The organism is Kitasatospora sp. NPDC029312 (assembly GCF_055569215.1).
This window is the reverse complement of record NZ_JBVHXY010000063.1, coordinates 1-19,588: the sequence shown is the minus strand read 5'-3', so window position 1 is coordinate 19,588 and position 19,588 is coordinate 1. Positions and strand designations below refer to the sequence as shown.

Genomic DNA, 19,588 nt, shown 5'->3' with positions numbered 1-19,588 from the left:
CCACTGCTTTCTGTCCAGGTCGGCGGGGTCCGGTGCCGACACCTGGGAGACCTCCCGGAGGCGCGCCGATAACAGAAAGTCCGAACGGATGTCCGTGGGCCGGTCGCGGCCTCAGCGGGCGGGGCCGTCCGGCGCCATGTCGTAGGTGACGAACATGGTCCGGACGGCGACCTGGTCGTACTTGCCGCGCGCCCGGTGGTTGTCGTCCGCGGTGATCCACCGCACGGTCGTCCAGCCGCGCTCGGCGGCGATCTCGCGCAGCCGGGCCAGCAGCAGGTCCACCGCGCCGGCGCCCCGCACTCCGGGGGCGACGAACAGGTCGTCCAGGAACCCGCCGACGGCGCCGTGCAGCGGCCGGGAGAAGGGCCGGAAGTGCGCGAGGCCGACCGGTGTGCCGTCGGTGTGCCGGACCAGCAGGCCCTCCACCTCGTGCGCCGGGTCGTTCAGCCAGGACCAGACCAGCCGGGCCTTCTCCTCCGGAATCGGCACCCGGTAGAACTCGCAGTAGCCACGGAAGAGTTCGCGCCAGGCGGGGTAGTCGTCGGCGGTCGGCGCGGTGACGGTCCAACGGTTCACGGCGGTGGTGCTCAACGCGGACTCCCTCGGTCGGACGGACGGACCGGGCCAGGATGACGCGCCGTCGACCCCGCCGCCGATCTCCACGGCGGACAACGGCCGTGGCCCCGTGCGCCACTCCGGCGGCTTCCCGGCTGCCGTCCGGGGCTGCTCCGGGTGACCGGCCGGCGGGTGGCGGCCCGTCAGGCCGTCAGGGTGCCGATCACCTTGGTCGGACTGATCCGGACGACCACACGGAGCACCTCCGCCGGGAGGTCGAGGTACTCCTCGCCGGCTCCGGGGCCCTCGTACTGTTCGGCGAGGGCGACCGCCAGGGACCGGCCGAGGTCCTCGGTGATCGTGGCCAGGCCGCGGATCTCGGCGTAGCGCAGTGGGTCGGCCGGGTCGAAGACGGTCAGGCTGGCGCGGGGGTCGCGGCGCAGGTTGCGCTCCTTGCGGCGGCCGGCAGCGGTGGAGACCAGGAGGTCGTCCCCGTCGCGGCCGACCCAGACCACCGAGGTCTGCGGGCCCCCGTCGGGGTTGAGGGTGGCGAGGACGGCGGGGACCGGCGCATCGAGGAGCGCGCGGATGGAATCGTTCAGCAGGGCTGTCATTCGGGCGAAGCTACCTGCTGCCCGGCCCGTCCCGCACCCGGATTCGTCGATGGGACGGTCCTGCGCCCCGACGCCGGTCCCCACCGTCGCAGGGGCACCGGGCGGGCCCGGATGCGGGAGCCGGGGTGCCCACCGATGCTGGACGGGTGGTGGGGGTCGGGCCCGGCGGAGGAGCGGCGGATGGGGTTGCGGCGGTTGGCTGAGGTGTCGGGAGCCGTGGCGGCGGAGGGCGGACGGCGGGCGAAGGTGGCCCTGCTGGCGGAGTGCCTGCGCGCGTTGGGGCCGGAGGAGGGGGCGGCGGCGGTGGTGCTGCTCTCCGGTGAGGCGCAGCGGTTGCGGACGGGCGTGGGGTGGGCCTCGCTGCGTGACCTGCCGGCGCCGGCGGACGAGGCGTCGCTGGGGGTGCGGGAGGTGGAGCGGGGGCTGGAGCGGATCGCCGGGGTACACGGGGCGGGGGCGCAGGCGGAGCGGCGGCGGCTGTTGGCGGAGCTGTTCGGACGGGCGACGGCGGTGGAGCAGGGGTTCCTGCGGGCGGTGCTGGTCGGTGATCTGCGGCAGGGGGCGTTGGACGCGCTGGTGGGGGACGCGGTGGCGCAGGCGGCCGGGGTGCCGGTGGCGGCGGTGCGGCGGGCGTTGATGTTCCGGGGGTCGGCGCGGGCGGTGGCGGAGGCGGCCCTCGGTGGCGGGGCGCCGGCGCTGGCGGCGTTCCGCCTGGAGGTGGGGCGGCCGGTGCGGCCGATGCTGGCGGCTTCGGCTCCGGACGTCGCCTCGGCCTTGGAGCGCACCGGTCCGGCGGCGGTGGAGTGGAAGTTGGACGGGATCCGGGTGCAGGTGCACCGGGCGGGCGGGGAGGTCGCGGTGTTCACCCGCAGCCTGGACGACATCACCGCGCGGGTCCCCGAGGTGGTGGAGGCGGCGCTCGCGCTACCGGTGGAGACGGCGGTGCTGGACGGCGAGGCGATCGCGTTCGGCCGCGACGGGCGGCCGCGCCCGTTCCAGGAGACCGCCGCGCGCACCGCCTCCCGGCGGGATCCGGAGCGGCTTCGGGCCGAAGTTCCGCTGAGCGTCTACTTCTTCGACCTGCTGCACCGGGACGGCGAGGAGTTGGTGGACCGTCCGGGCCGGGAGCGCTGGGCGGCGCTGGCCGAGGCGGTGCCGGCCGGGCTCCGGGTCGCGCGCATCGAGACGGGGGACCGCGACCAGGCGCTCGCGTTCTTCCGCGACACGCTGGCGCTCGGCCACGAGGGCGTGCTGGTGAAGGATCCGGCGGCCGGGTACGCGGCCGGGCGGCGGGGGGCGGGTTGGATCAAGGTGAAGCCCCGGCACACCCTGGACCTGGTGGTGCTGGCCGCCGAGTGGGGCAGCGGTCGGCGGCGCGGTTTCCTGAGCAATCTGCACCTGGGCGCCCGGGCGTCGGACGAGCCGGGACCCGGTGAGTGGGTGATGCTCGGCAAGACCTTCAAGGGCCTGACGGACGAGACGCTCGCCTGGCAGACCGCCGAGTTGCTCGCCCGGGAGACCGAGCGGGACGAGTGGACGGTGCGGGTCCGTCCGGACCTGGTCGTCGAGATCGCCTTCGACGGCCTCCAGCGCAGCCCCCGCTACCCCGCCGGCCTGGCCCTGCGGTTCGCCCGGGTGGTGCGCTACCGGCCGGACAAGCTCGCCGCCGAGGCCGACACCGTCGCCACGGTACGGGAGCTCGCCGCTGCCGAGGGGCTGTGAGGCGCGTCCGTCCGGGCTGTCGGGTACCCCGTTTGGCGGAGTAACGTCAATTCAAACCCGCCGCGCGGCAAGGAAACCCCGGAGGGGGGCGAATCGGCCATTCTCGGCGATCCGGCCACCGCTCCCTCCGTGGGCGGATCAGCGGCGGTTAGGTTGGCAATGACAACGAGAGGCGGCCGCCGGGCAGCCGGCGGCGTACTGGCGAGAGGGGCCCGACCATGCGGGTGAGCGTCGACCGGGACCGCTGCTGCAGCTCCGGGATGTGCGTCATGAACGTCCCCGAAGTGTTCGACCAGGACGACCACGACAGTCTGGTGAGGCTCCGGCAGACCGTCGTCCGGCCCGACCAGGCCGCCGACGTCGGACTGGCCGCCGAACTCTGCCCGGGCGGCGCGATCACCGTCGTCGAGGACGAGCCCGGGCCGGCGTCGGCCTGAGCACACCACCGCGCCGGGAATCACCGCACCGGCACGCTACTTGATGAGCCGTCACAGAGTCGAGCCCCCACCCGAGGACACCGCGAGGCAAGGAGACCCCGCCTTGACCAGCACGCCCACCGCCCAGGCCGTCCCCCTCCCGGCTCCGCACTCCAGCGGCTGCCCGTTCGACCCGCCGCCCGCGTACACCGCGGCCGCCGCGGCCGGTCCGATCACCCGCGCCGACCTGCCCGGCGGCCAGTCCTGCTGGCTGGCCACCGGCTACGCCGAGGTCCGCACCGTTCTGTCCGACCGCCGGTTCAGCGCCGACGTGCGCCACCCGTCCTTCCCGCTGCTCGTGGCCGGCCGCCGGGAGCTGATCACCGCCAACCCGAGCTTCCTGCGGCTCGACGACCCCGAGCACGCCCGGCTGCGCCGGATGGTCACCGGGGACTTCCTGGTCAAGCGGGTCGAGGCGCTGCGCCCGGGCATCCAGCGGATCGTGGACGAGACGCTGGACGCGATGACCGACGGCCGGACGGAGGCCGACCTCGTCGCCGACTTCGCGCTGCCGGTGCCCTCGCTGGTGATCTGCCTGCTGCTCGGCGTGCCCTACGAGGACCGCGACCGCTTCCAGGGCCTGAGCCGGACCCTGTTGAACAGCCGGAGCAGCATCGAGCAGCTCACCACCGCCCAGCGCGAGATCCTGGACTACCTGCGCGCCCTGGCCGCCCGGAAGCGGGAGCGGCCCCAGGACGACATCCTCAGCCGGCTCGCCGTACGGGACGACCTGACCGTGGACGAGGTCGCCAGCACCGGGGTGCTGCTGCTGGTCGCGGGCCACGAGACGACCGCGAACATGATCGCGCTCTCCACCGCCCTGCTGCTGGAGCGGCCCGAGCAGATCGCCAGGCTGGCCGACCCGGCCGCGCTGCCCGGCGCGGTGGAGGAACTGCTGCGCCTGCTGACCATCGTGCACACCGGCGTGCCCCGGGTGGCGCTGGAGGACGTGGAACTGGGCGGCGAGACCGTCCGGGCCGGGGAGGGCGTGATCGCGATGCTCTCCACCGCCAACCGGGACGAGGCGGTGTTCGGCGGCGGCGACCGGCGCTCGCCGGACGAGCTGGACCTGGAGCGGGACGCCCGTCGGCACGTGGCCTTCGGCTTCGGCGTGCACCAGTGCCTGGGCCAGCCGCTGGCCCGGGCCGAACTCCAGATCTCGCTGGAGACCCTGTTCCGACGGCTGCCCGGACTGCGGTTGACCGTCGCGGAGAGCGAACGGGAGTTCCGTACGGACTCGTTCATCCACGGGATGCGCTCGCTCCCGGTGGCGTGGTGACCGTCCTCCGCTGAGGTCCGCGCGGTGGCCGCACCCCGCTGGGGCGCGGGGGCCGGCCGGGCGCGGAATTCGGCCGCTTTCCGAAGGTCCGGCGGGTCACCCGAGAGGCCCGGACGTCACCCGGCTGGCCCTCGCGCCGGGGCGGGGGCAGGCTTGAAGGGCGAAGACGGACCCGGCCTGCAGCGCCCCGCGTGCGGGCGCGCCCGGACCGGCCGAGGAGACGGAGCCCGCGATGACCGACATGAGCGAACGTTCCCAGGTGAGCACCGATCGCGACGAGGACGTCCGCGCCGTCGATCCCGAGGAGGGCATCACCTCGATGCAGAACCTGCACGCGCAGGACACCTCCCAGGCGGAGGGCGACTCCATGCTGGAGGAGCCCGGCCCCGCCGGCTGACCGTCCGCCACACCGATTCGACCGCCCGGCGGGACCGGGCGGTCATTGCGACCGCAGGTGTCGCTGCTCGGGCGGCGCTCCACCGGCGGGGGAGGATAGGCGCATGACCGAACACGATCAAACGAGTCGGCAGGCCCGGCAGACCAAGCCGCCCGTGGATCCGCGCACCACCTGGGCGACGTGGACCACCCAATCGATCATCAGCGGCCCCGGCGGGGTGACCACCGCCGAGGTCGGCCCGATCTCCGGCGACCTCACCGTGCACACCACCTGGGTGGACGGCGAAGCGCGACTGACCGTCCAGTACACCGGCGCGCTCGACTGGTACACGGTCTCGGGCAGTCCGGTGCCCGCGGCGGACGAGATCACCGCGCGGGCGATACACCAGGCCATGGTGAACGGCGTCAAGACCGGACGCGGGGCGAAGGCTCCGATGTCACCCGCCGGCTAGGACGCCCCCTGCGGACGGCCCGCGGGGGGCGTCCGGCGCTTCCCGCAGACCGTCCGACCGGTCTCCTGGGCCCCTAGCGGACGACCTGACCCTCGACCGTCGGCCCGGCCGCGGCCCAGTAGCCGCGGTCGGCCGGCGGGCGCGAGCGCAGGTCGGCACGGACCTGCTCGGCCAGCCGCCGGGTGTCACGGCGGTTGACCGTCGCGCCGATGCCCGCGCCGAGCAGCAGCGGGGCCACCGACGGCATCCGGCGGATCCAGCTGCGGGTGAGCCGGCGGCGCACCTTTCGGCGCACCTCCGAGCCGAGCGCGAGCGCCGCGAACCCGGCCGGCCGGAACAGCAGCGTCGTGTCGATCCCCCGGCGGTTCGCCCAGGCGCCCAGGTAGGCCCCGGCCCGCTGGGCGGTGCCGCCCTGCGCCGGCATGCCGTAGACCTGGTGCAGCTCGGCGATCAGTTTGACCTCCACGGCCGCCACGGCGAGCGTCTCGGCCGCGATCTCCACCGGCATGGCGAGCGGCACCGGCAGCATCGCCACCGCCCCGACGCCCGCGCCCAGCGCGGCGGAGGCCCGGGTGGCACCGGCGACCAGCAGGTCCGCCAGCTGTTCGGGGTCGCCCACGCCCGGGTGCTGGGCACGCAGGGTGGCGAGGTCACGGACCGGGATCCGCGGCGCCGCCCGCACCAGCTGCTCGGTGAGGGCCTTGCCGCCGAGCAGCGTTCCCCGGGCGGCCGCCCGTCCGCCGCTGCCGAGCCGCCGCGTCCCGCGCGCCACCAGCGCCCGGCCTCGGCCGCGCTCGGCCTGGTAGTCGGCGACCCGCCACGCGCCGGTCGGCCGCTCGGCACGCTCGACCAGCTCGGCGAGCTCCTCGGCCAGGTCGGCCTGGGGGGCGGTCTCCGAGCCGTCCTCGGCGGCGGCGAGGACGGGATCGCGGGCGGACCCGCCGGCGGGGGCGGGCTCGGGCTTGCGGAGCCCGGGGTTCGAGGGCCCGGGCTCCGGACGGTCCGGCCGCTCTGCGCGGCCCGGTCTGCGGAAGAGTCCCATGGATGGGCGGTTACCCCTTCCGTCGGACGGTACGCCCTACTCGGAGATCTCCACCCCGCGCCAGAACGCCACCCGGCCGCGCACGTGCTCGGCCTCCGGCTTCGGGTCGGCGTAGCACCAGGCGGCGTCCGGATTGGTCCGCCCCGCCACCTCCAGCGTGTAGTAGCCGGCGGTGCCCTTCCAGCCGCACACCGTGGTGGTCTCCGACGGCCGCAGGAACTCGGCCCGGACCGACTCGGCCGGAAAGTAGTGGTTGCCCTCGACGACGACGGTCTCATCGCTCTCGGCGACGACGACTCCCTGCCAACGCGCTGTGGTCATGGTGCGATTGTGCCCCAGGAACGCGGCGCTTCCGGGAGAACCGGGAAAACCCGGGGCTCACGGCAGCGGCTCCGCGCTGACCGGCAGGTGCGGGGTCTGGTGCCCGCCGCTGGCGAGCATCCGGACCTCGCCCGCATCGCTGATCTCGGCGCGGACGATCCCGGTGACGTCCTGGTAGACGGGATGGCCTCCCGGCCCCTTGGCGTCGGTCCGGCTGACCTCGACCACGTCCTGCGGGGCGTGGGTGCCCGGGGTCCCCGGAAAACTGAGGGCGTAACGGTCGACGGGCTTCATCACCGGCTCCTGATCCTTGTCGGCGGCCACGCCCGCGTCAGGCGGCGGCCCCGGCCCGGGCGTGCGACCCCCGGACCTCCAGTTCGGCGAGCAGCCGGGCGGTGGCCTCGGCCACCGCGTCCACGGCCCGGTCGAAGGCCTCGCGGTTGTGCGCCGCCGGGGCGCGGAAGCCGGACACCTTGCGGACGTACTGCAGCGCGGCAGCGCGGAAGTCGTCCTCGTCGGCGTCGGGCGTCACGGGCGGTCGCAGCGTCTTGATGTTGCGGCACATGCCCCCAGTCTCGCGCGCGGGCGCCGCGTCGGCGACCTCCTCCCGTCACATCCGCCTCACGGGGGCGTCATCCGAGCGGATTAGGATGCCGGACGAACGAATCGCCCGCCGCGCGCCGCCGAACCGGCGCGGGCATCACCCCGGAGCCACCCCTTGCCCCTCGCGCTGGTCGCGCTGGCCGTCACCGCGTTCGCCATCGGCACCACCGAATTCGCCGCCATGGGGCTGCTGCCCCAGGTCGCCGACAGCCTGCACGTCTCCGTCCCGCAGGCGGGCTGGCTGATCTCGGCCTACGCCCTGGGCGTGGTGATCGGCGCGCCGCTGCTCACCGCGCTCGCCGCCGGGAGGCCCCGCAAGGCGGTGCTGGTCGCACTGGCCGCACTGTTCGCCGCCGGCAACCTGCTGTGCGCGCTGGCACCGGACTTCTGGACGCTGGCCGCCGCCCGGCTGGTCACCGGCCTGCCGCACGGCGCCTTCTTCGGGGCCGGGGCGGTGGCCGCCGCCGAACTGGTGGCCCCGCACCGGCGGGCCCGGGCGGTGGCGGTGATGTTCTCCGGGCTGACCGTCGCCAACATCGTCGGCGTCCCGGCCGCCACCCTGCTCGGCCAGCACCTGGGCTGGCGGGCGACCATGCTGGTGGTCGTGCTGATCGCCGCCGCCGGCACGCTCGCCATCGCCCGGCTGGTGCCGGCCCTGCCCTCCCCCGGCCAGTCCGGGCTCCGGCACGAGCTGCGCGCCTTCCGCAGCGGCCAGCTCTGGCTGGCGCTGGCCACCGTGGTGTTCGGCTGCGGCGGCATGTTCGCCTGCTACAGCTACATCGCGCCGCTGCTCACCGAGGTCTCCGGCTACGCCACCGGCTCGGTGACCCTGGTGCTGGCGCTCTTCGGCACGGGTATGACCATCGGCAACGTGCTCGGCGGGTTCGCCGCCGACCGGGCGCTGCGGCCGACCGTCTGTGCGGCCTTCGTGCTGCTCTCGGCGACGCTCGCGCTGTTCGCGCTGACCGCGCACGCCCGCTGGTCGGCCGCGGTCACGGTGGTGCTGATCGGGCTGTTCGGGTTCGCGATCGTGCCGGCGGTGCAGACCCTGGTGATGCAGAAGGCGCGCAGCGCGCCCACGCTGGCGTCGGCGACGGTGCAGGGCGCCTTCAACCTGGCCAACGCCCAGGGCGCGTACTTCGGCGGCCTGGCCCTGGACGCCGGCTTCGGCTGGACCTCCCCCACCCTGGTGGGCTCGGGCCTGGCCGCCTCCGGCGCGCTGATCGCGGTGCTCGCCTGGACGGCCGACCGGCGCCGACCGGCGCCGGTGGCAGCGGAACCGGCGGCGGACCCGACGGCAGCGGGACCGGCGGCGGCCGCGCTGGTGACGACGGGCTAGCCTCCCGGGGCGGACGGGGCGGCTCAGATCTGCCGGTGGGCGTCGGCCAGCAGCAGGTAGCCCTCGCCGTTGAGCTTGATGCCCGCCTTCTCCTCCTCGGTCAGGTCGCGCCGGACCTTGGCCGGGACGCCCGCGACCAGTGAGCCGGGTGGGACGGTCATGCCCTGGGGCACCACGGCGCCGGCGGCGACCAGCGAGCCGGTGCCGATCCGGGCGCCGTTGAGGACGGTGGCGTTCATGCCGACCAGGGTGTCGTCCTCGACCGTGCAGCCGTGCAGGACGGCGTTGTGGCCGACCGAGATCCGCTCTCCGACCACCAGCGGGAAGCCGGGGTCGGCGTGCAGGGTGCAGTTGTCCTGGATGTTGCTGCCCGCGCCGACGGTGATCGACTCGGCGTCGCCGCGCAGCACCGCCCCGTACCAGACGCTCGCGCCGGGGCCCACCGTCACGTCCCCGACCACGACGGCGTTCGGGGCTACGAAGGCGCCCGGGTGGACGGCGGGCACTCGGCCCCCGACCGCGGCGATCATCGGCTCTGCCATGTCTCGTCCTCCTCTGCTGACGCCGGCTGCTCCGTCGGCTGCTGACGTCGGCGGTTCCGTCGGCCGTGCTCCGGCCGTCAGCGTAGGGGGTCGGTGAGGGCGGGCAGCGATTCGGGGGCGATCGGTGGGGCCTGGGCGCCGCACAGGGCGGTGACGGTCAGCCGGTTCCAGGCGGCGGCGTCCGCGTCCGCGGGGTCGTACGCGGTGACGGCGGCGGCGAACTGTCGCTTGCCGTCCGGCGATCCGAGCACCAGGGTGCGGTAGCCGGGGATGCCGCCGGCGCCGCCCCAGAAGGTGCCGCACGGGGTGTCCACGCGCAGGAGACCGAGACCGAGGCCGAGGCCACGGTCCGGGCCGTCACCGGGGCTGGTGGTCCGCTGCATCTCGGCGAGTTCGGCCGGGCGCAGCAGGCGGCCGTCGAGCAGGGCGCCGATGAAGGTGGTCAGGTCGGCGGTGGTGGAGATGCCGCCGCCGGCGGGGCCGGCCATCGACGGGTCGAGCAGGGTGACGTCCACCGGGCCGGTGTCCGTCCTGAGGTAGCCGTGGGCGTGCGAGCCGGGGATGAAGGGCGAGTCGCCGGGCATCGAGGTGCCGGTGAGGTGGAGCGGGCGGAGGATCCGGCGGGTGACCTCCTCCTGCCAGCTGCGGCCGGTGAGCTTCTCGATGACCATCCCGATCAGGACGTAGTCGGTGGCGGACCGGCGCCGGTCCTGGCCCGGCGGGAAGGCGGGCGGGTACCGGTCGGCGAGGTCGACCAGCGCCTGGAGGGAGTACGGCTCGACGCGACCGGCGGTCAGCCAGTCCTGTCCGGTGACGTCGAAGGCCGGGTCCTTCCGGTAGTCGGCGACGCCGCTGGTGTGGTCGAGCAGTTGCCGCACGGTGATCTGCGTGCTGTTCGGGACGACGCCGGGCAGCAGGCACTCCAGGCGGTCGTCGAGGTCGAGCCGCCGCTCGCCGACCAGTTGGAGCAGCGTGGTGGCGACGAAGGTCTCGGTGGTGCCGCCGATCCGGAAGCGCCCTTCGGGGTCGGCGGGCAGGCCGGTGGCGAGGTCGGCGACGCCGGTGGCGTTGCGCCAGAGCAGTCGGCGATCCTCGCGGACGGCGGCGAGGGCGGAGGTGCCGTAGCCGGGGCGGGGGCCGCGGCCGGGGCCCGGGCCGGTGAGGCCGGCCAGCGCCGCGTCGGCGGCGGCCCAGTCGGCGCGGCCGGCGGCGGAGTCCGTCCGGTCGGCGCGGTCGGCGGCGGCGAGGTGGACGGCGCCGTGGCAGCCGGAGGCCGGCGAGCGGCCTGCGGGCTCGGCGAGGGCGGCCGGGGCGAACGCGGCGAGCAGGCCGGCGCCCGCGACGGTCACGACGGCGACGCGCAGGGCCGGTCTGCGGCGGCGGACGGTGCGGTCGGTGGCGGTCATGCCGTCCTCCCGGTACGGGCGGGGCCGGGGTCACGCGTCCGGCCGACTCCATGGCTTGGGACACCATGGCAGGCCGGCGGCGGGCCGTCATCGGCCTGGCGGAGGAGCCGATCCCGGACGGCCCCGCGGGCCGTACCCCGAGGCGGGTCGGGGTCGGCCCGCCTCAGCGGCGTCCGTTCGTCTCCCGTCCCGGCCGCGCCGTCGGCAGCCGGGGCGCAGCGGGCGCGCCGGGCGCGCCGGGCGCGCCGCGGCGCACGGTGGCGGCTGCGCGCCCGGCGTGAGCCGCACGCGCCGGGCCCACGAGCGGTGGCAGCGCCCGGCTGCGGCGGCGGGCCGTCCGGGTCCTAGACTCCTGCTGCCCGTTACCGTTCGTTTCCCGGAGGAGCCCATGCCGGACCGCACCGTCCACCTCGTCCTGCCCGGCTACCGGAATTCCGGCCCCGAGCACTGGCAGACCCGCTGGGAGACCGCCGAGCCGGAGGCCTTCCGCCGGATCGAGCAGGCGGACTGGGACCACCCGGAGCAGACGGACTGGGTGGCCCGGGTGGACGCGGCGGTGGACGCGGCCGCCGCCGAGGGGCCGGTGGTGCTGGTCGCGCACAGCCTGGGCTGCGTCACCGCGGCCCGCTGGGCGGCCGGGGCCCCGGCCGAACGGACGGCCGCCGTACGGGGCGCGCTGCTGGTGGCCCCGGCCGACATCGACACCGCCGAGGTGCCGGAGCTGACCGGCTTCCGCCCGGTGGCGCTGGAGCCCCTGCCGTTCCCGGCCGTGGTGGTCGCCTCCACCGACGACCCCTGGGTGAGCCCGGAGCGGGCCCGGGAGTTCGCCCGCGCGTGGGGCGCCCGATACGTCGAGCCGGGCGCTTACGGGCACCTCAACTCGGACTCCGGGCTGGGTGATTGGCCGGAGGGCCGGAAGCTCCTCGCGGAGCTGTGACGACATGACCGGGGGGACGATGAACGGCCGTGTGGGCAACGGGATGGACTGCCGAACGGACGACGGGGCGAGCCGCCGGACGCCGGGGTCCAGGCGCGCCCTGGTCCGCTTGCTGGCGGCCTGCGGGGTGCTGGCCGTCCTGCTGTACACCTGGGGGCAGTGGGAAAGCCGCTCGGGCGGGCTGATGGTGGTCGCCGACCTGCTCAACCAGCCGGAGCTGCTGCTCGGCGGGGCGCTGGCGGCGCTGATCGCCGCCGCCTGGCTGGGCGACCGCCGCACCGCCGTCCGGACGGCCACCCGGGCGGTGACGGTGACGGCCGGGGTGGTGTTCCTGCTCGGCGCGCTGGCCGCGCACAAGGTGTCGGCGGCCGAGACCCGCAGCCGGGAGGCGGCCCCGGCCGGGGCGGAGCGGGTCCTCGTGGTGGTGCACCGCTCGTACGGCTCCGGGGCGGAGGCCGGCGACCACTGGCAGGTGCTGTTGGAGAGCGGCGAGGGCTGGTCGGCCCGGCGCTGGGTGCTCACGGACGTCGGCGGCGGACCGGACGACGCCCGGCTGGTGGAGGCGAGCTGGTCCGGGCGGTCGCAGGTGACGGTGGTGACCGACTCCTACCGGCGGGTGTTCAACGTCGACCAGGACAGCGGCGAGCCGGTCGAGGCCCGGTAGGCCGCCGGCCTGCCGCGGCCCCCTAGGAGTTCGGGTGCTCGGGCGGGGCCGGCGGCTCGGCGATGGGTCACCGGTCCTCCGGGTCCGGCGGAGTGAACGGGCCGGTCGGCGCGGAGCGTCCGGCGGGATCACCGCCCGAGGGGTTGGTGCCCGAGGGGTTGGTGCCGCGCGGCCGGCCCGCAGCCGTGCCCGGGTTGGCCGCGCCGGTGCAGGTGGGCTGTCCCGGGGTGCCGCTGGAGGTGGTGCAGCCCGGGTCCCGCTTGACCGGGTCCGGGATGTGGACGGTGGCGAACTCCTGCTCCGGCATGGACTTCACGGCGTCGCTCATCGCCCGCTGCCAGATCGGCCCGGGGCCCGTCGCGCCGAAGACCTCCGGCTGGTACTGGCCGCCGATCCGGATGTTGCGCATCGGCACCTTGGTGCCCGGGCTGCCCAGCCAGACCGAGGCGGCGAGGTTGCCGGTGTAACCGGTGAACCAGGCGGACTTCTTCTCGTCGGTGGTGCCGGTCTTGCCCGCGATCTGGCGGTCGTCGTCCAGCCGGAGGTCGCGCGCGGTGCCGCCCTTCTCGGTGACCCCGAGCAGGACGGTGTTGATCACGTCGGCGGTGTCCTGGGACATCACCTGGTCGCAGCGGACCGGGTTCACCGGGACGTCCTTGCCGTCCACCGTGGTGATCCGGTTGATCGCCAGCGGTGCGCAGTAGCTGCCCCGGGCGGCGAAGGCCGCGTACACGTTGGCCATGGTCAGCGGGCTGACCTCCTGGGTGCCGAGGCCGAGGGCGGGCACCTCCTGCAGCGGGTCGCCGCTCGCCTTGGCGGTCACGCCCAGCTTGTTCGCCATCTGCTTGACGGCGCAGAGCCCGATCTCCTGCTCCATCTGCACGAAGTAGGTGTTGACCGAGAGGGCCATCGCCTCCTTGAGCTCGTACGGGCCGACCTCGCGGGCGCTCTCGTTGGGGATCACGCCGTCCTTCTTGCCCTTGTTCAGGTTCTTCCAGGTGCCGTCGCAGGTCGTCATCGTCGGCCAGTCCATCCGGTTCGGCGAGTCGTACCGCTGGGTGGGCGGCAGACCGGCCTCCAGAGCGGCGGCGGCCACGATCGGCTTGAAGTTGGAGCCCGGCTGGAAGCCGATGCCCCCGCCCATCGCGGCGTCCACGTTGAGGTTGACGACGGTCTGATTCTGCTCCTTCGCCAGGCCGTACGGACGGGTCTGGGCCATCGCCAGGATCTTGCCGGTGCCGGGCTCGACCATGGTCATCGCCGCCGAGACCGGGTCGGTGACGTACACCTTGGTGGAGACGGCGTTCTGCGCGGCGGCCTGCTTGTCCGGGTCCAGGGTGGTGTAGATGTTCAGACCGCCGGTGTCCCACAGCTTCTTGCGCTCGGCGGCGCTCTTGCCGTACACCGGGTCCTGCTTGACCACGTGGCGCACGTAGTCGCAGAAGAACCCCGTGCCGGCCCGGGCGGTGATGCAGCCGTTCTGCGGGTCCTTGTAGTCGAGGCCGAGCGGGGCCGCCTTGGCCTCGTCGGCCTGGTCGGCGGTGATGTGCTTGTTCTCCACCATCTTGTCGAGGACGGTGTCCCGGCGTTTGCGGGCGGCGACCGGGTGCAGCTTCGGGTCGTACTGGGACGGGTTCTGCACCAGCCCGGCGAGCATCGCCGCCTCGGGCAGGGTGAGTTCCCTGGCGGACTTGCTGAAGTAGCGCTGGGCGGCGGCCTCGATGCCGTACGCCTGGTGGCCGTAGAAGGTGATGTTCAGGTAGTTGGTGAGGATCTGGTCCTTGGTCAGGTCCTCCTCCAGCTTGATGGCGTACCGGAGTTCCTGGATCTTGCGGCCGAGCGTCTTGCGCTGGGCCTCCCGCACCGCCACCGGGTCGTCCCCGGCCAGCTCGACGTTGACGTTCTTCACGTACTGCTGGGTCAGGGTGGAGGCGCCCTGGACGGCGGCGCCGCTCTCGGCGTTCTTGGTGACCGCCCGCAGGACGCCCTTGAGGTCCACCGCGCCGTGCTCGTAGAAGCGGGCGTCCTCGATGTCCACCTGGGCCTGGCGGATCAGCGGGGACATCTGTTCGGCCGCCAGGACGGTGCGGTCGCGCTCGTAGACCTTGGCGATCAGCCCGCCCTTGGCGTCGAAGATCTGGGTGGCCTGGGTCAGCGGCGGGGCCTTGAAGTCGTCGGGGATGCTCTCGAAGCTCTCGGCACCGCTCTTCGCGGCCAGCCCGGCCGCGCCGGCCGCCGGGAGGAGCAGACCCGCCAGCAGCACGCCGCCGAGCACGCAGGAGCCGAGGTAGGTGGCCGCATGGCGCAGGATTCCGAGGGGGGTCTCACGGCGCCTCGGGCGGGGCACCCAGGTGTCGCCCGGGTCCGGGGAAGGTATGCGGCTCTTCGGTGGCATGGTTCGAACATTAAGGCCGTGAAACCCCTGCGTGGGCGGCCTGTTGGCGAACTATTGTCACAAAATCGCGACAGCTTCGGCTCGTTCCCGCCGGTCCCCGGAGCGCTACGCGGGGGCAAGGACCGTTCGTCCACGGCTGGTTGCCCCCGCGTGCGCTTCTCAGGGCCGCGCCTCGAACCTCAGCTCGCGGGACAGAACACGTCGTCGGCCGGGCGGCGGCCGGTCACCAGGAAGTCCGTCACCGCCGCGTCCCCGCAGGCGTTCCCGTTCGCCAGGTAGGCGTCGTGGCCGCCGGAGTCCACGGTGACCATCCGGGCGCGGTCGCCGAAGGCCGCCCGCAGCTCGAGCGCGCCGCGGTACGGGGTGGCCGGGTCGCGCAGGTTCTGCGCGAGCAGGACGTCAGCGGGGCCGCGGCCGGTCACCCGGACCGGCGGCTCGGCGGGAGCGAACGGCCAGAAGGTGCACGGCATCGCGTTCACCGGCATGCCGGCGGTGAGCGGACGGGCGGCGCGGTCGGCGGCCACGTCCTTGGCGTAGGCGGCCGGGTCGGTCGGCCAGGCCACGTCGTTGCAGAGGGTGGCCGCCGAGGCGGCGATGTGGTTCTGCAGCACCTCGTCGGGCGCCGTCACCGGGGTGGGCAGCGGGCGGCGACCCTGGGCCGCCAGCATCAGCCGGGCCAGGTCGGGGAACCTGGCGTCCGCGTACAGGCTGGTCAGCATGGTCTCGCGCAGCACGTTGCCGTCCAGCTCGGCCGGGTTGGCGCCGGGCCACGGCAGCGGGGTGCGGTCCAGGCGCGCGGCCAGGTCGAGGAAGAGCTGGCGGACCTGTTCGGGGGTGTCGGCGACCCGGTCCGGGTTGCCGGGGGCCGACGCCCAGGCGGCGAAGTCGGGGAAGCGGTCCTCCGCGCCCTGGCCGAAGGCCGCCAGCCAGCCGCGGCCGACCCGCGACGGGTCCGGGTCGTCGTTGCTGTCCAGCACGATCCGGTCGGTGTCCTTCGCGAACATCGTGGCGTAGACGGCGCCCGCGTAGGTGCCGTACGAGGTGCCCCAGGCGGAGAGGCGGCGCTCCCCCAGGGCACGCCGGATGCTGTCGATGTCCCGCGCTTCGACGGCGGTGGAGATGCTGCGCAGCACCGGGCCGCCGTTGCGGGCGCAGGCCTCGGCGAAGCGGCGGCCGGTGGCGAGGTTGCCGTCGATCGAGCCGTCGGCGGCCGGCCAGGGGCGGAGCCTGACCATCGCCAGGTCGGCGTGGTCCAGGCCGCAGCTGACCGGGGTGGAGCGCCCGACGCCGCGCGGGTCGAAGCCGACCAGGTCGAAACGGTCCAGCACGGACTGCGGCAGCCGGCCGGCCACGCTGCTCGGGCGGTCCAGGCCGTTCTCGCCGGGGCCGCCGGGGATGATCAGCAGCACGCCGTGGCGCAGGCCCGGTTTGGCGGTGGAGATCCGGGACACGGCGACCGTGATCCGTTGGCCGTCCGGGTCGTTGTAGTCCAGGGGGACGGTGAGGTCCGCGCACCGCTGGCGCGGGTCGGCCTGCCCCTGGCAGGTGGACCAGTGGAGGCGGTCCCGGCCGGCGTGCTCCGGGTCGGCGGCGGCCGGCAGGGCGGTGAGCACGGTGACGGCGATGGCGGCGGCCGCGGTGGCGGCGGCGGTTCGGTGGATGCTCTTCGTCATGGCCAGGAGTCTTCCGCGGCAGCGGACTTGGGCCCATGCGGGTAGCCGGTCGGTCGACGGTGAGGCCATCCCCCCGTCGCCGGGGTGTGCCCGCACCACCGCGGCGCGCCCACGGTTCGCGCCCTGCGCCGCCACGGCGGGCCGGACCCCGATGATTTCGGAGGTCACGGCAGATCCGATGCCATGAACGGGACCTGAGGAGGCGTGAGGTGACGACAGGGACGCTGGAGGACGAACGCGCGGGTGGCGACGGCGCGGCGGTGGGGCACGCGCACGCCCACGGGCCGGCCGCGCCGGTCTCCGCCCGGCTGCGCACGGTGATCGCGGCCGTGCTGATCCCCTTCGCGGTGGCCGTGGTGGTCGGGCTGGTGCTGCTCTGGCCGGGTGGCGTCCCGGCGCACCCGCACCCCGGGACGGGCCTCGAGCACCATCTGCGGTCCAGCGCGGTGGACACCGGTCGCAGACTGCCGCTGGGCGTACTGGCCGGGCTGTTCGCGGCGATCGTGGTGCTCGTCGGGCGGTGGCGCGGGGCGGCCGCACTGGTCGCGCTGGTGATCAGTTTCGCCGTGCTGTCGCTGTTCATCCTGCCCGCCGTGCTGCACGGCTCGGACCCGCTGCTGGTGGCGATCGTCGGCGCCGGCGCCATCATGCTGATCGCGCTCTACCTGTGCCACGGGCTCTCCGCCCGGACCTCGGTGGCGGTGCTCGGCACCCTGGTGTCCCTGGTGCTGATCGGGGTGCTCAGCCTGGCGTTCGCCTCCTGGGCGCACCTGACCGGGAACACCTCGGAGGAGACGGGGCTGGTCCACCTCCTCTACCCCGGGATCGAGACCCGGGGCCTGCTGCTGGCCGGGTTCGTGATCGGCTCGCTGGGCGTGCTGTTCGACGTGACGGTCACCCAGACCTCGGCGGTCTGGGAGCTGCACCAGGCCGATCCGACCATGGGCGCCGGCCGGCTCTACCGGACGGGCATGCGGATCGGGCGGGACCACATCGCCTCGACCGTCAACACCCTGGTGCTCGCCTACGCGGGCGCCGCCCTGCCGCTGCTGCTGCTGTTCTCGATCGCGCACCGGGGCGTGGTGGCGGTGGCCACCAGCGAACTGGTGGCCGAGGAGGTCGCCCGCGCCCTGGTCGGCAGCATCGGGCTGGTCGCCTCGGTCCCGGTGACCACCGGACTGGCCGCCCTGATCGCCGCCGCCGACCACCCTCGGACGGCGGCGGACGCCGGGCGGCACCGGCACGGGCAGTAGGGCCTGACGGGCGTGGGCGGGCGTGGGCAGGCGTGGGCAGGCGTGCCGGGCGTTCAGAGGCCGAGGAGGCCCGGGTTCGAGGCCAGGGCGCGCAGCGGCTCGCGCGGGTCCGGGACGAGCCGGCGCTCCGCCAGGTCGAGGATTCCGCCCACCCCGGTGATCTCGGCGGCGAGCACGCCGTCCTCGCGGACCAGCCGCTGCACCACCTGGAAGGTCTTGCCGTCCCGCCAGGCGAAGGTGCAGGTGATGTCCACGGCGTCGGTGGCGCGCAGCTCCCGCAGGTACTTGATCGTGGTCTCCAGGACGACCGGGCCGACGCCCTTGGCCACCAGGTCGGCCTGCCGGATCCCGGCGGCCTGGAGGTACTCCCAGCGGGCGTGCTCGGCGTACTGGAGGTAGACGGACTGGTTCAGGTGGCCCTGGGTGTCGGTCTCGTAGCCGCGCACGGTGACCCGCGTGGTGAAGTCCTGGTCTGTCATGCCCCGCACAGTACTAGGGCGGGAGCGGCGGCACCGCGTGTCGTCCGTCACCCACGGGGCCCGTGGTGCGGGTGCGATGACGGCGGGGCTGCGGTGACGGCAGGACTGCGGCTACGGCGGGGCCGCGGTCAGGGCAGGGTGAGGATCCGCGGGCCGTCCTCGGTGACGGCGACGGTGTGCTCCATGTGGGCGGCGCGGCTGCCGTCCGTGGTGCGCAGGGTCCAGCCGTCCGGGTCGGTGCGGTAGTCGTCGCGGCCGCCGGCGGTGAGCATCGGCTCGATGGCCAGCACCAGACCCGGGCGCAGCGGGTAACCCCGGCCGGGGCGGCCGTCGTTGGGCACGTGCGGGTCCTCGTGCATCCGGCGCCCGATGCCGTGCCCACCGAAGCCCTCGAGCATCCCGTACCGCCCGCTGCGGGCGACGGCGCCGATGGCGTGGCCCAGGTCACCGAGCCGGTTGCCGACCACGGCGGCGGCGATCCCGGCCTCCAGGGCGCGCCGGGCGGCCGTGATCAGGGCGGTGTCCTCGGGCCGGGCGGTGCCGACGGTGAAGCTGACGGCGGCGTCGCCGCACCAGCCATCCAGCACGGCGCCGCAGTCGATGCTCACCAGGTCGCCGTCGCGCAGCCGGTAGCCGTCGGGCACGCCGTGGACCACCGCGTCGTTGACGGAGGCGCAGATGACGGCGGGGAAGGGGACGGGCGCGAAGGACGGCCGGTAGCCGAGGAACGGCGAGCTCGCCCCGGCGGCGTCCAGCACGCCCCGCGCCACTTCATCCAGCTCCAGCAGGCTGACGCCGATCGCGGCCTCCCGCTGCACGGCCGCCAGCGCGTTGCCGACGACCCTCCCGGCCTCCCGCATCGCGGCGAGGGCGGTGTCCGACTTGAGTTCGACCATTGGTGAACCACTCCCTTGGATCCAATTCTTATACCGGTATTTGTATCACGGCCCTGGAGAGGGAACGCCACAGGTGCCCGGCGGGGAGCCGCCGGGCAGGCCGTAGACTCGGTGCCATGGTGAGGACTCCGTTGGCCCCGTGGGAACGCGAGCGCGGGGAGCGTTTCGGCGCACTGCTGCGCGAGGCGCGTGGTGAACGCAGCATGGTCGAGGTGGCGGCGGTGGCCGGGGTCTCGGCCGAGACGCTGCGCAAGATCGAGACCGGACGGGCCCCGACGCCGTCCTTCTTCACCATCGCGGCGCTGGCCTACGCGCTGGACCTCTCCCTGGACGAGCTCGCGGCCGCCTGTTCGCTGCCCGAGGACGGCGAGGCGCTCTCCGCGTAGGACACGTCGGCCCGGGGACGACGGAGCGGGGGGGGGGGGGGGGGGGGGGGGGGGGGGGGGGGAGGGAGGGGGGGGAGGGGGGGGGGGGGGGGGGAAAAGGGAGGGGGGGGGGGGGGGGGGTGGGCGGGTAGGGGGGGGGGGGAGGAGTCGGGGGAAAG

Annotated in this window: 22 protein-coding genes; 10 read left to right on the top strand and 12 right to left on the bottom strand. The window is 74.8% G+C overall.

Features of this window, described 5'->3' with window-relative positions:
- Window positions 1-111: 111 nt before the first annotated feature.
- Complete coding sequence (locus ACZ4WV_RS33130; protein ID WP_465752417.1) at window positions 112-591, bottom strand: GNAT family N-acetyltransferase; 480 nt, start codon at window positions 589-591, stop codon at window positions 112-114.
- 167 nt (window positions 592-758) lie between these two features.
- Window positions 759-1,169: a PPOX class F420-dependent oxidoreductase gene (locus tag ACZ4WV_RS33125; RefSeq protein ID WP_465752414.1), complete on the bottom strand. Its 411-nt coding sequence runs from the start codon at window positions 1,167-1,169 to the stop codon at window positions 759-761.
- Window positions 1,170-1,349: 180 nt separating this feature from the next.
- Here ACZ4WV_RS33125 and ACZ4WV_RS33120 point away from each other — a divergent pair, with 180 nt between their 5' ends.
- From ACZ4WV_RS33120 to ACZ4WV_RS33100, 5 genes are all read left to right on the top strand, one after another.
- On the top strand, window positions 1,350-2,891 hold the full coding sequence (locus tag ACZ4WV_RS33120; protein ID WP_465752412.1) for an ATP-dependent DNA ligase: 1,542 nt from the start codon (window positions 1,350-1,352) through the stop codon (window positions 2,889-2,891).
- Window positions 2,892-3,109: 218 nt separating this feature from the next.
- Window positions 3,110-3,328 carry a ferredoxin gene (locus ACZ4WV_RS33115; protein WP_465752409.1) on the top strand — a complete coding sequence of 73 codons (219 nt, stop codon included), beginning with the start codon at window positions 3,110-3,112 and terminating at the stop codon, window positions 3,326-3,328.
- A gap of 103 nt (window positions 3,329-3,431) precedes the next feature.
- Window positions 3,432-4,646, top strand: a complete 1,215-nt coding sequence (locus ACZ4WV_RS33110; RefSeq protein ID WP_465752407.1) for a cytochrome P450 — start codon at window positions 3,432-3,434, stop codon at window positions 4,644-4,646.
- Between the two features lie 232 nt (window positions 4,647-4,878).
- The gene (locus ACZ4WV_RS33105) at window positions 4,879-5,043 is read left to right on the top strand and encodes a hypothetical protein (protein ID WP_465752405.1); all 165 of its coding nucleotides are present in this window, start codon (window positions 4,879-4,881) and stop codon (window positions 5,041-5,043) included.
- A gap of 103 nt (window positions 5,044-5,146) precedes the next feature.
- Window positions 5,147-5,494 (top strand): hypothetical protein, encoded by a 348-nt coding sequence (locus tag ACZ4WV_RS33100; RefSeq protein ID WP_465752403.1) that lies wholly within the window; start codon window positions 5,147-5,149, stop codon window positions 5,492-5,494.
- A 73-nt stretch (window positions 5,495-5,567) separates the two neighbouring features.
- On the opposite strand, the gene ACZ4WV_RS33095 is transcribed toward ACZ4WV_RS33100, so the two are convergent.
- From ACZ4WV_RS33095 to ACZ4WV_RS33080, 4 genes are read right to left on the bottom strand one after another with little or no spacing between them, the layout of a single operon-like run.
- Window positions 5,568-6,536 (bottom strand): hypothetical protein, encoded by a 969-nt coding sequence (locus ACZ4WV_RS33095; protein ID WP_465752400.1) that lies wholly within the window; start codon window positions 6,534-6,536, stop codon window positions 5,568-5,570.
- A 36-nt stretch (window positions 6,537-6,572) separates the two neighbouring features.
- The gene (locus ACZ4WV_RS33090) at window positions 6,573-6,857 is read right to left on the bottom strand and encodes a DUF427 domain-containing protein (protein ID WP_465752398.1); all 285 of its coding nucleotides are present in this window, start codon (window positions 6,855-6,857) and stop codon (window positions 6,573-6,575) included.
- A gap of 57 nt (window positions 6,858-6,914) precedes the next feature.
- On the bottom strand, window positions 6,915-7,151 hold the full coding sequence (locus tag ACZ4WV_RS33085; RefSeq protein ID WP_465752396.1) for a DUF6296 family protein: 237 nt from the start codon (window positions 7,149-7,151) through the stop codon (window positions 6,915-6,917).
- A 37-nt stretch (window positions 7,152-7,188) separates the two neighbouring features.
- Entirely contained in the window at window positions 7,189-7,422 is a 234-nt protein-coding gene (locus tag ACZ4WV_RS33080) for a DUF2277 domain-containing protein (RefSeq protein ID WP_465752394.1), read from the bottom strand.
- A gap of 153 nt (window positions 7,423-7,575) precedes the next feature.
- Here ACZ4WV_RS33080 and ACZ4WV_RS33075 point away from each other — a divergent pair, with 153 nt between their 5' ends.
- The gene (locus tag ACZ4WV_RS33075) at window positions 7,576-8,799 is read left to right on the top strand and encodes an MFS transporter (protein ID WP_465752392.1); all 1,224 of its coding nucleotides are present in this window, start codon (window positions 7,576-7,578) and stop codon (window positions 8,797-8,799) included.
- A gap of 23 nt (window positions 8,800-8,822) precedes the next feature.
- On the opposite strand, the gene ACZ4WV_RS33070 is transcribed toward ACZ4WV_RS33075, so the two are convergent.
- Window positions 8,823-9,341 (bottom strand): gamma carbonic anhydrase family protein, encoded by a 519-nt coding sequence (locus tag ACZ4WV_RS33070; RefSeq protein WP_465752390.1) that lies wholly within the window; start codon window positions 9,339-9,341, stop codon window positions 8,823-8,825.
- A gap of 77 nt (window positions 9,342-9,418) precedes the next feature.
- The gene (locus ACZ4WV_RS33065; RefSeq protein ID WP_465752388.1) at window positions 9,419-10,747 is read right to left on the bottom strand and encodes a serine hydrolase domain-containing protein; all 1,329 of its coding nucleotides are present in this window, start codon (window positions 10,745-10,747) and stop codon (window positions 9,419-9,421) included.
- Window positions 10,748-11,135: 388 nt separating this feature from the next.
- Between ACZ4WV_RS33065 and ACZ4WV_RS33060 the strand changes: the two genes are divergently transcribed.
- The gene (locus tag ACZ4WV_RS33060) at window positions 11,136-11,684 is read left to right on the top strand and encodes an RBBP9/YdeN family alpha/beta hydrolase (RefSeq protein WP_465752386.1); all 549 of its coding nucleotides are present in this window, start codon (window positions 11,136-11,138) and stop codon (window positions 11,682-11,684) included.
- Window positions 11,685-11,703: 19 nt separating this feature from the next.
- Window positions 11,704-12,348, top strand: a complete 645-nt coding sequence (locus tag ACZ4WV_RS33055; RefSeq protein ID WP_465752384.1) for a hypothetical protein — start codon at window positions 11,704-11,706, stop codon at window positions 12,346-12,348.
- Window positions 12,349-12,415: 67 nt separating this feature from the next.
- Here the strand turns inward: ACZ4WV_RS33055 and ACZ4WV_RS33050 are convergent, their stop codons facing one another.
- Together ACZ4WV_RS33050 and ACZ4WV_RS33045 are read right to left on the bottom strand one after the other, a co-directional pair.
- Window positions 12,416-14,743 (bottom strand): transglycosylase domain-containing protein, encoded by a 2,328-nt coding sequence (locus ACZ4WV_RS33050; RefSeq protein ID WP_465752382.1) that lies wholly within the window; start codon window positions 14,741-14,743, stop codon window positions 12,416-12,418.
- Between the two features lie 179 nt (window positions 14,744-14,922).
- Window positions 14,923-16,416: an alpha/beta hydrolase gene (locus tag ACZ4WV_RS33045; protein ID WP_465752380.1), complete on the bottom strand. Its 1,494-nt coding sequence runs from the start codon at window positions 16,414-16,416 to the stop codon at window positions 14,923-14,925.
- Between the two features lie 209 nt (window positions 16,417-16,625).
- Between ACZ4WV_RS33045 and ACZ4WV_RS33040 the strand changes: the two genes are divergently transcribed.
- Window positions 16,626-17,669 (top strand): YibE/F family protein, encoded by a 1,044-nt coding sequence (locus ACZ4WV_RS33040; protein ID WP_465752378.1) that lies wholly within the window; start codon window positions 16,626-16,628, stop codon window positions 17,667-17,669.
- 53 nt (window positions 17,670-17,722) lie between these two features.
- On the opposite strand, the gene ACZ4WV_RS33035 is transcribed toward ACZ4WV_RS33040, so the two are convergent.
- Together ACZ4WV_RS33035 and map are read right to left on the bottom strand one after the other, a co-directional pair.
- Window positions 17,723-18,148: an acyl-CoA thioesterase gene (locus ACZ4WV_RS33035; protein ID WP_465752376.1), complete on the bottom strand. Its 426-nt coding sequence runs from the start codon at window positions 18,146-18,148 to the stop codon at window positions 17,723-17,725.
- A 128-nt stretch (window positions 18,149-18,276) separates the two neighbouring features.
- Window positions 18,277-19,044: a type I methionyl aminopeptidase gene (gene map, locus ACZ4WV_RS33030; RefSeq protein ID WP_465752374.1), complete on the bottom strand. Its 768-nt coding sequence runs from the start codon at window positions 19,042-19,044 to the stop codon at window positions 18,277-18,279.
- Between the two features lie 116 nt (window positions 19,045-19,160).
- On the opposite strand from map, the gene ACZ4WV_RS33025 reads away from it, so the two are divergent.
- The gene (locus ACZ4WV_RS33025; protein ID WP_465752372.1) at window positions 19,161-19,430 is read left to right on the top strand and encodes a helix-turn-helix domain-containing protein; all 270 of its coding nucleotides are present in this window, start codon (window positions 19,161-19,163) and stop codon (window positions 19,428-19,430) included.
- The last annotated feature ends 158 nt before the right edge of the window (window positions 19,431-19,588 follow it).

Excerpts from the sequence above, each read along its gene's own strand:
- ACZ4WV_RS33120 (WP_465752412.1), top strand. The coding sequence starts at position 1,350 with ATGGGGTTGCGGCGGTTGGCTGAGGTGTCGGGAGCCGTGGCGGCGGAG.
- ACZ4WV_RS33065 (WP_465752388.1), bottom strand. The coding sequence starts at position 10,747 with ATGACCGCCACCGACCGCACCGTCCGCCGCCGCAGACCGGCCCTGCGC.
- ACZ4WV_RS33060 (WP_465752386.1), top strand. The coding sequence starts at position 11,136 with ATGCCGGACCGCACCGTCCACCTCGTCCTGCCCGGCTACCGGAATTCC.
- map (WP_465752374.1), bottom strand. The coding sequence starts at position 19,044 with ATGGTCGAACTCAAGTCGGACACCGCCCTCGCCGCGATGCGGGAGGCC.
- ACZ4WV_RS33105 (WP_465752405.1), top strand. The coding sequence starts at position 4,879 with ATGACCGACATGAGCGAACGTTCCCAGGTGAGCACCGATCGCGACGAG.
- ACZ4WV_RS33080 (WP_465752394.1), bottom strand. The coding sequence starts at position 7,422 with ATGTGCCGCAACATCAAGACGCTGCGACCGCCCGTGACGCCCGACGCC.
- ACZ4WV_RS33025 (WP_465752372.1), top strand. The coding sequence starts at position 19,161 with ATGGTGAGGACTCCGTTGGCCCCGTGGGAACGCGAGCGCGGGGAGCGT.
- ACZ4WV_RS33100 (WP_465752403.1), top strand. The coding sequence starts at position 5,147 with ATGACCGAACACGATCAAACGAGTCGGCAGGCCCGGCAGACCAAGCCG.
- ACZ4WV_RS33050 (WP_465752382.1), bottom strand. The coding sequence starts at position 14,743 with ATGCCACCGAAGAGCCGCATACCTTCCCCGGACCCGGGCGACACCTGG.
- ACZ4WV_RS33035 (WP_465752376.1), bottom strand. The coding sequence starts at position 18,148 with ATGACAGACCAGGACTTCACCACGCGGGTCACCGTGCGCGGCTACGAG.
- ACZ4WV_RS33115 (WP_465752409.1), top strand. The coding sequence starts at position 3,110 with ATGCGGGTGAGCGTCGACCGGGACCGCTGCTGCAGCTCCGGGATGTGC.
- ACZ4WV_RS33090 (WP_465752398.1), bottom strand. The coding sequence starts at position 6,857 with ATGACCACAGCGCGTTGGCAGGGAGTCGTCGTCGCCGAGAGCGATGAG.
- ACZ4WV_RS33055 (WP_465752384.1), top strand. The coding sequence starts at position 11,704 with ATGAACGGCCGTGTGGGCAACGGGATGGACTGCCGAACGGACGACGGG.
- ACZ4WV_RS33045 (WP_465752380.1), bottom strand. The coding sequence starts at position 16,416 with ATGACGAAGAGCATCCACCGAACCGCCGCCGCCACCGCGGCCGCCGCC.
- ACZ4WV_RS33125 (WP_465752414.1), bottom strand. The coding sequence starts at position 1,169 with ATGACAGCCCTGCTGAACGATTCCATCCGCGCGCTCCTCGATGCGCCG.
- ACZ4WV_RS33095 (WP_465752400.1), bottom strand. The coding sequence starts at position 6,536 with ATGGGACTCTTCCGCAGACCGGGCCGCGCAGAGCGGCCGGACCGTCCG.
- ACZ4WV_RS33085 (WP_465752396.1), bottom strand. The coding sequence starts at position 7,151 with ATGAAGCCCGTCGACCGTTACGCCCTCAGTTTTCCGGGGACCCCGGGC.
- ACZ4WV_RS33070 (WP_465752390.1), bottom strand. The coding sequence starts at position 9,341 with ATGGCAGAGCCGATGATCGCCGCGGTCGGGGGCCGAGTGCCCGCCGTC.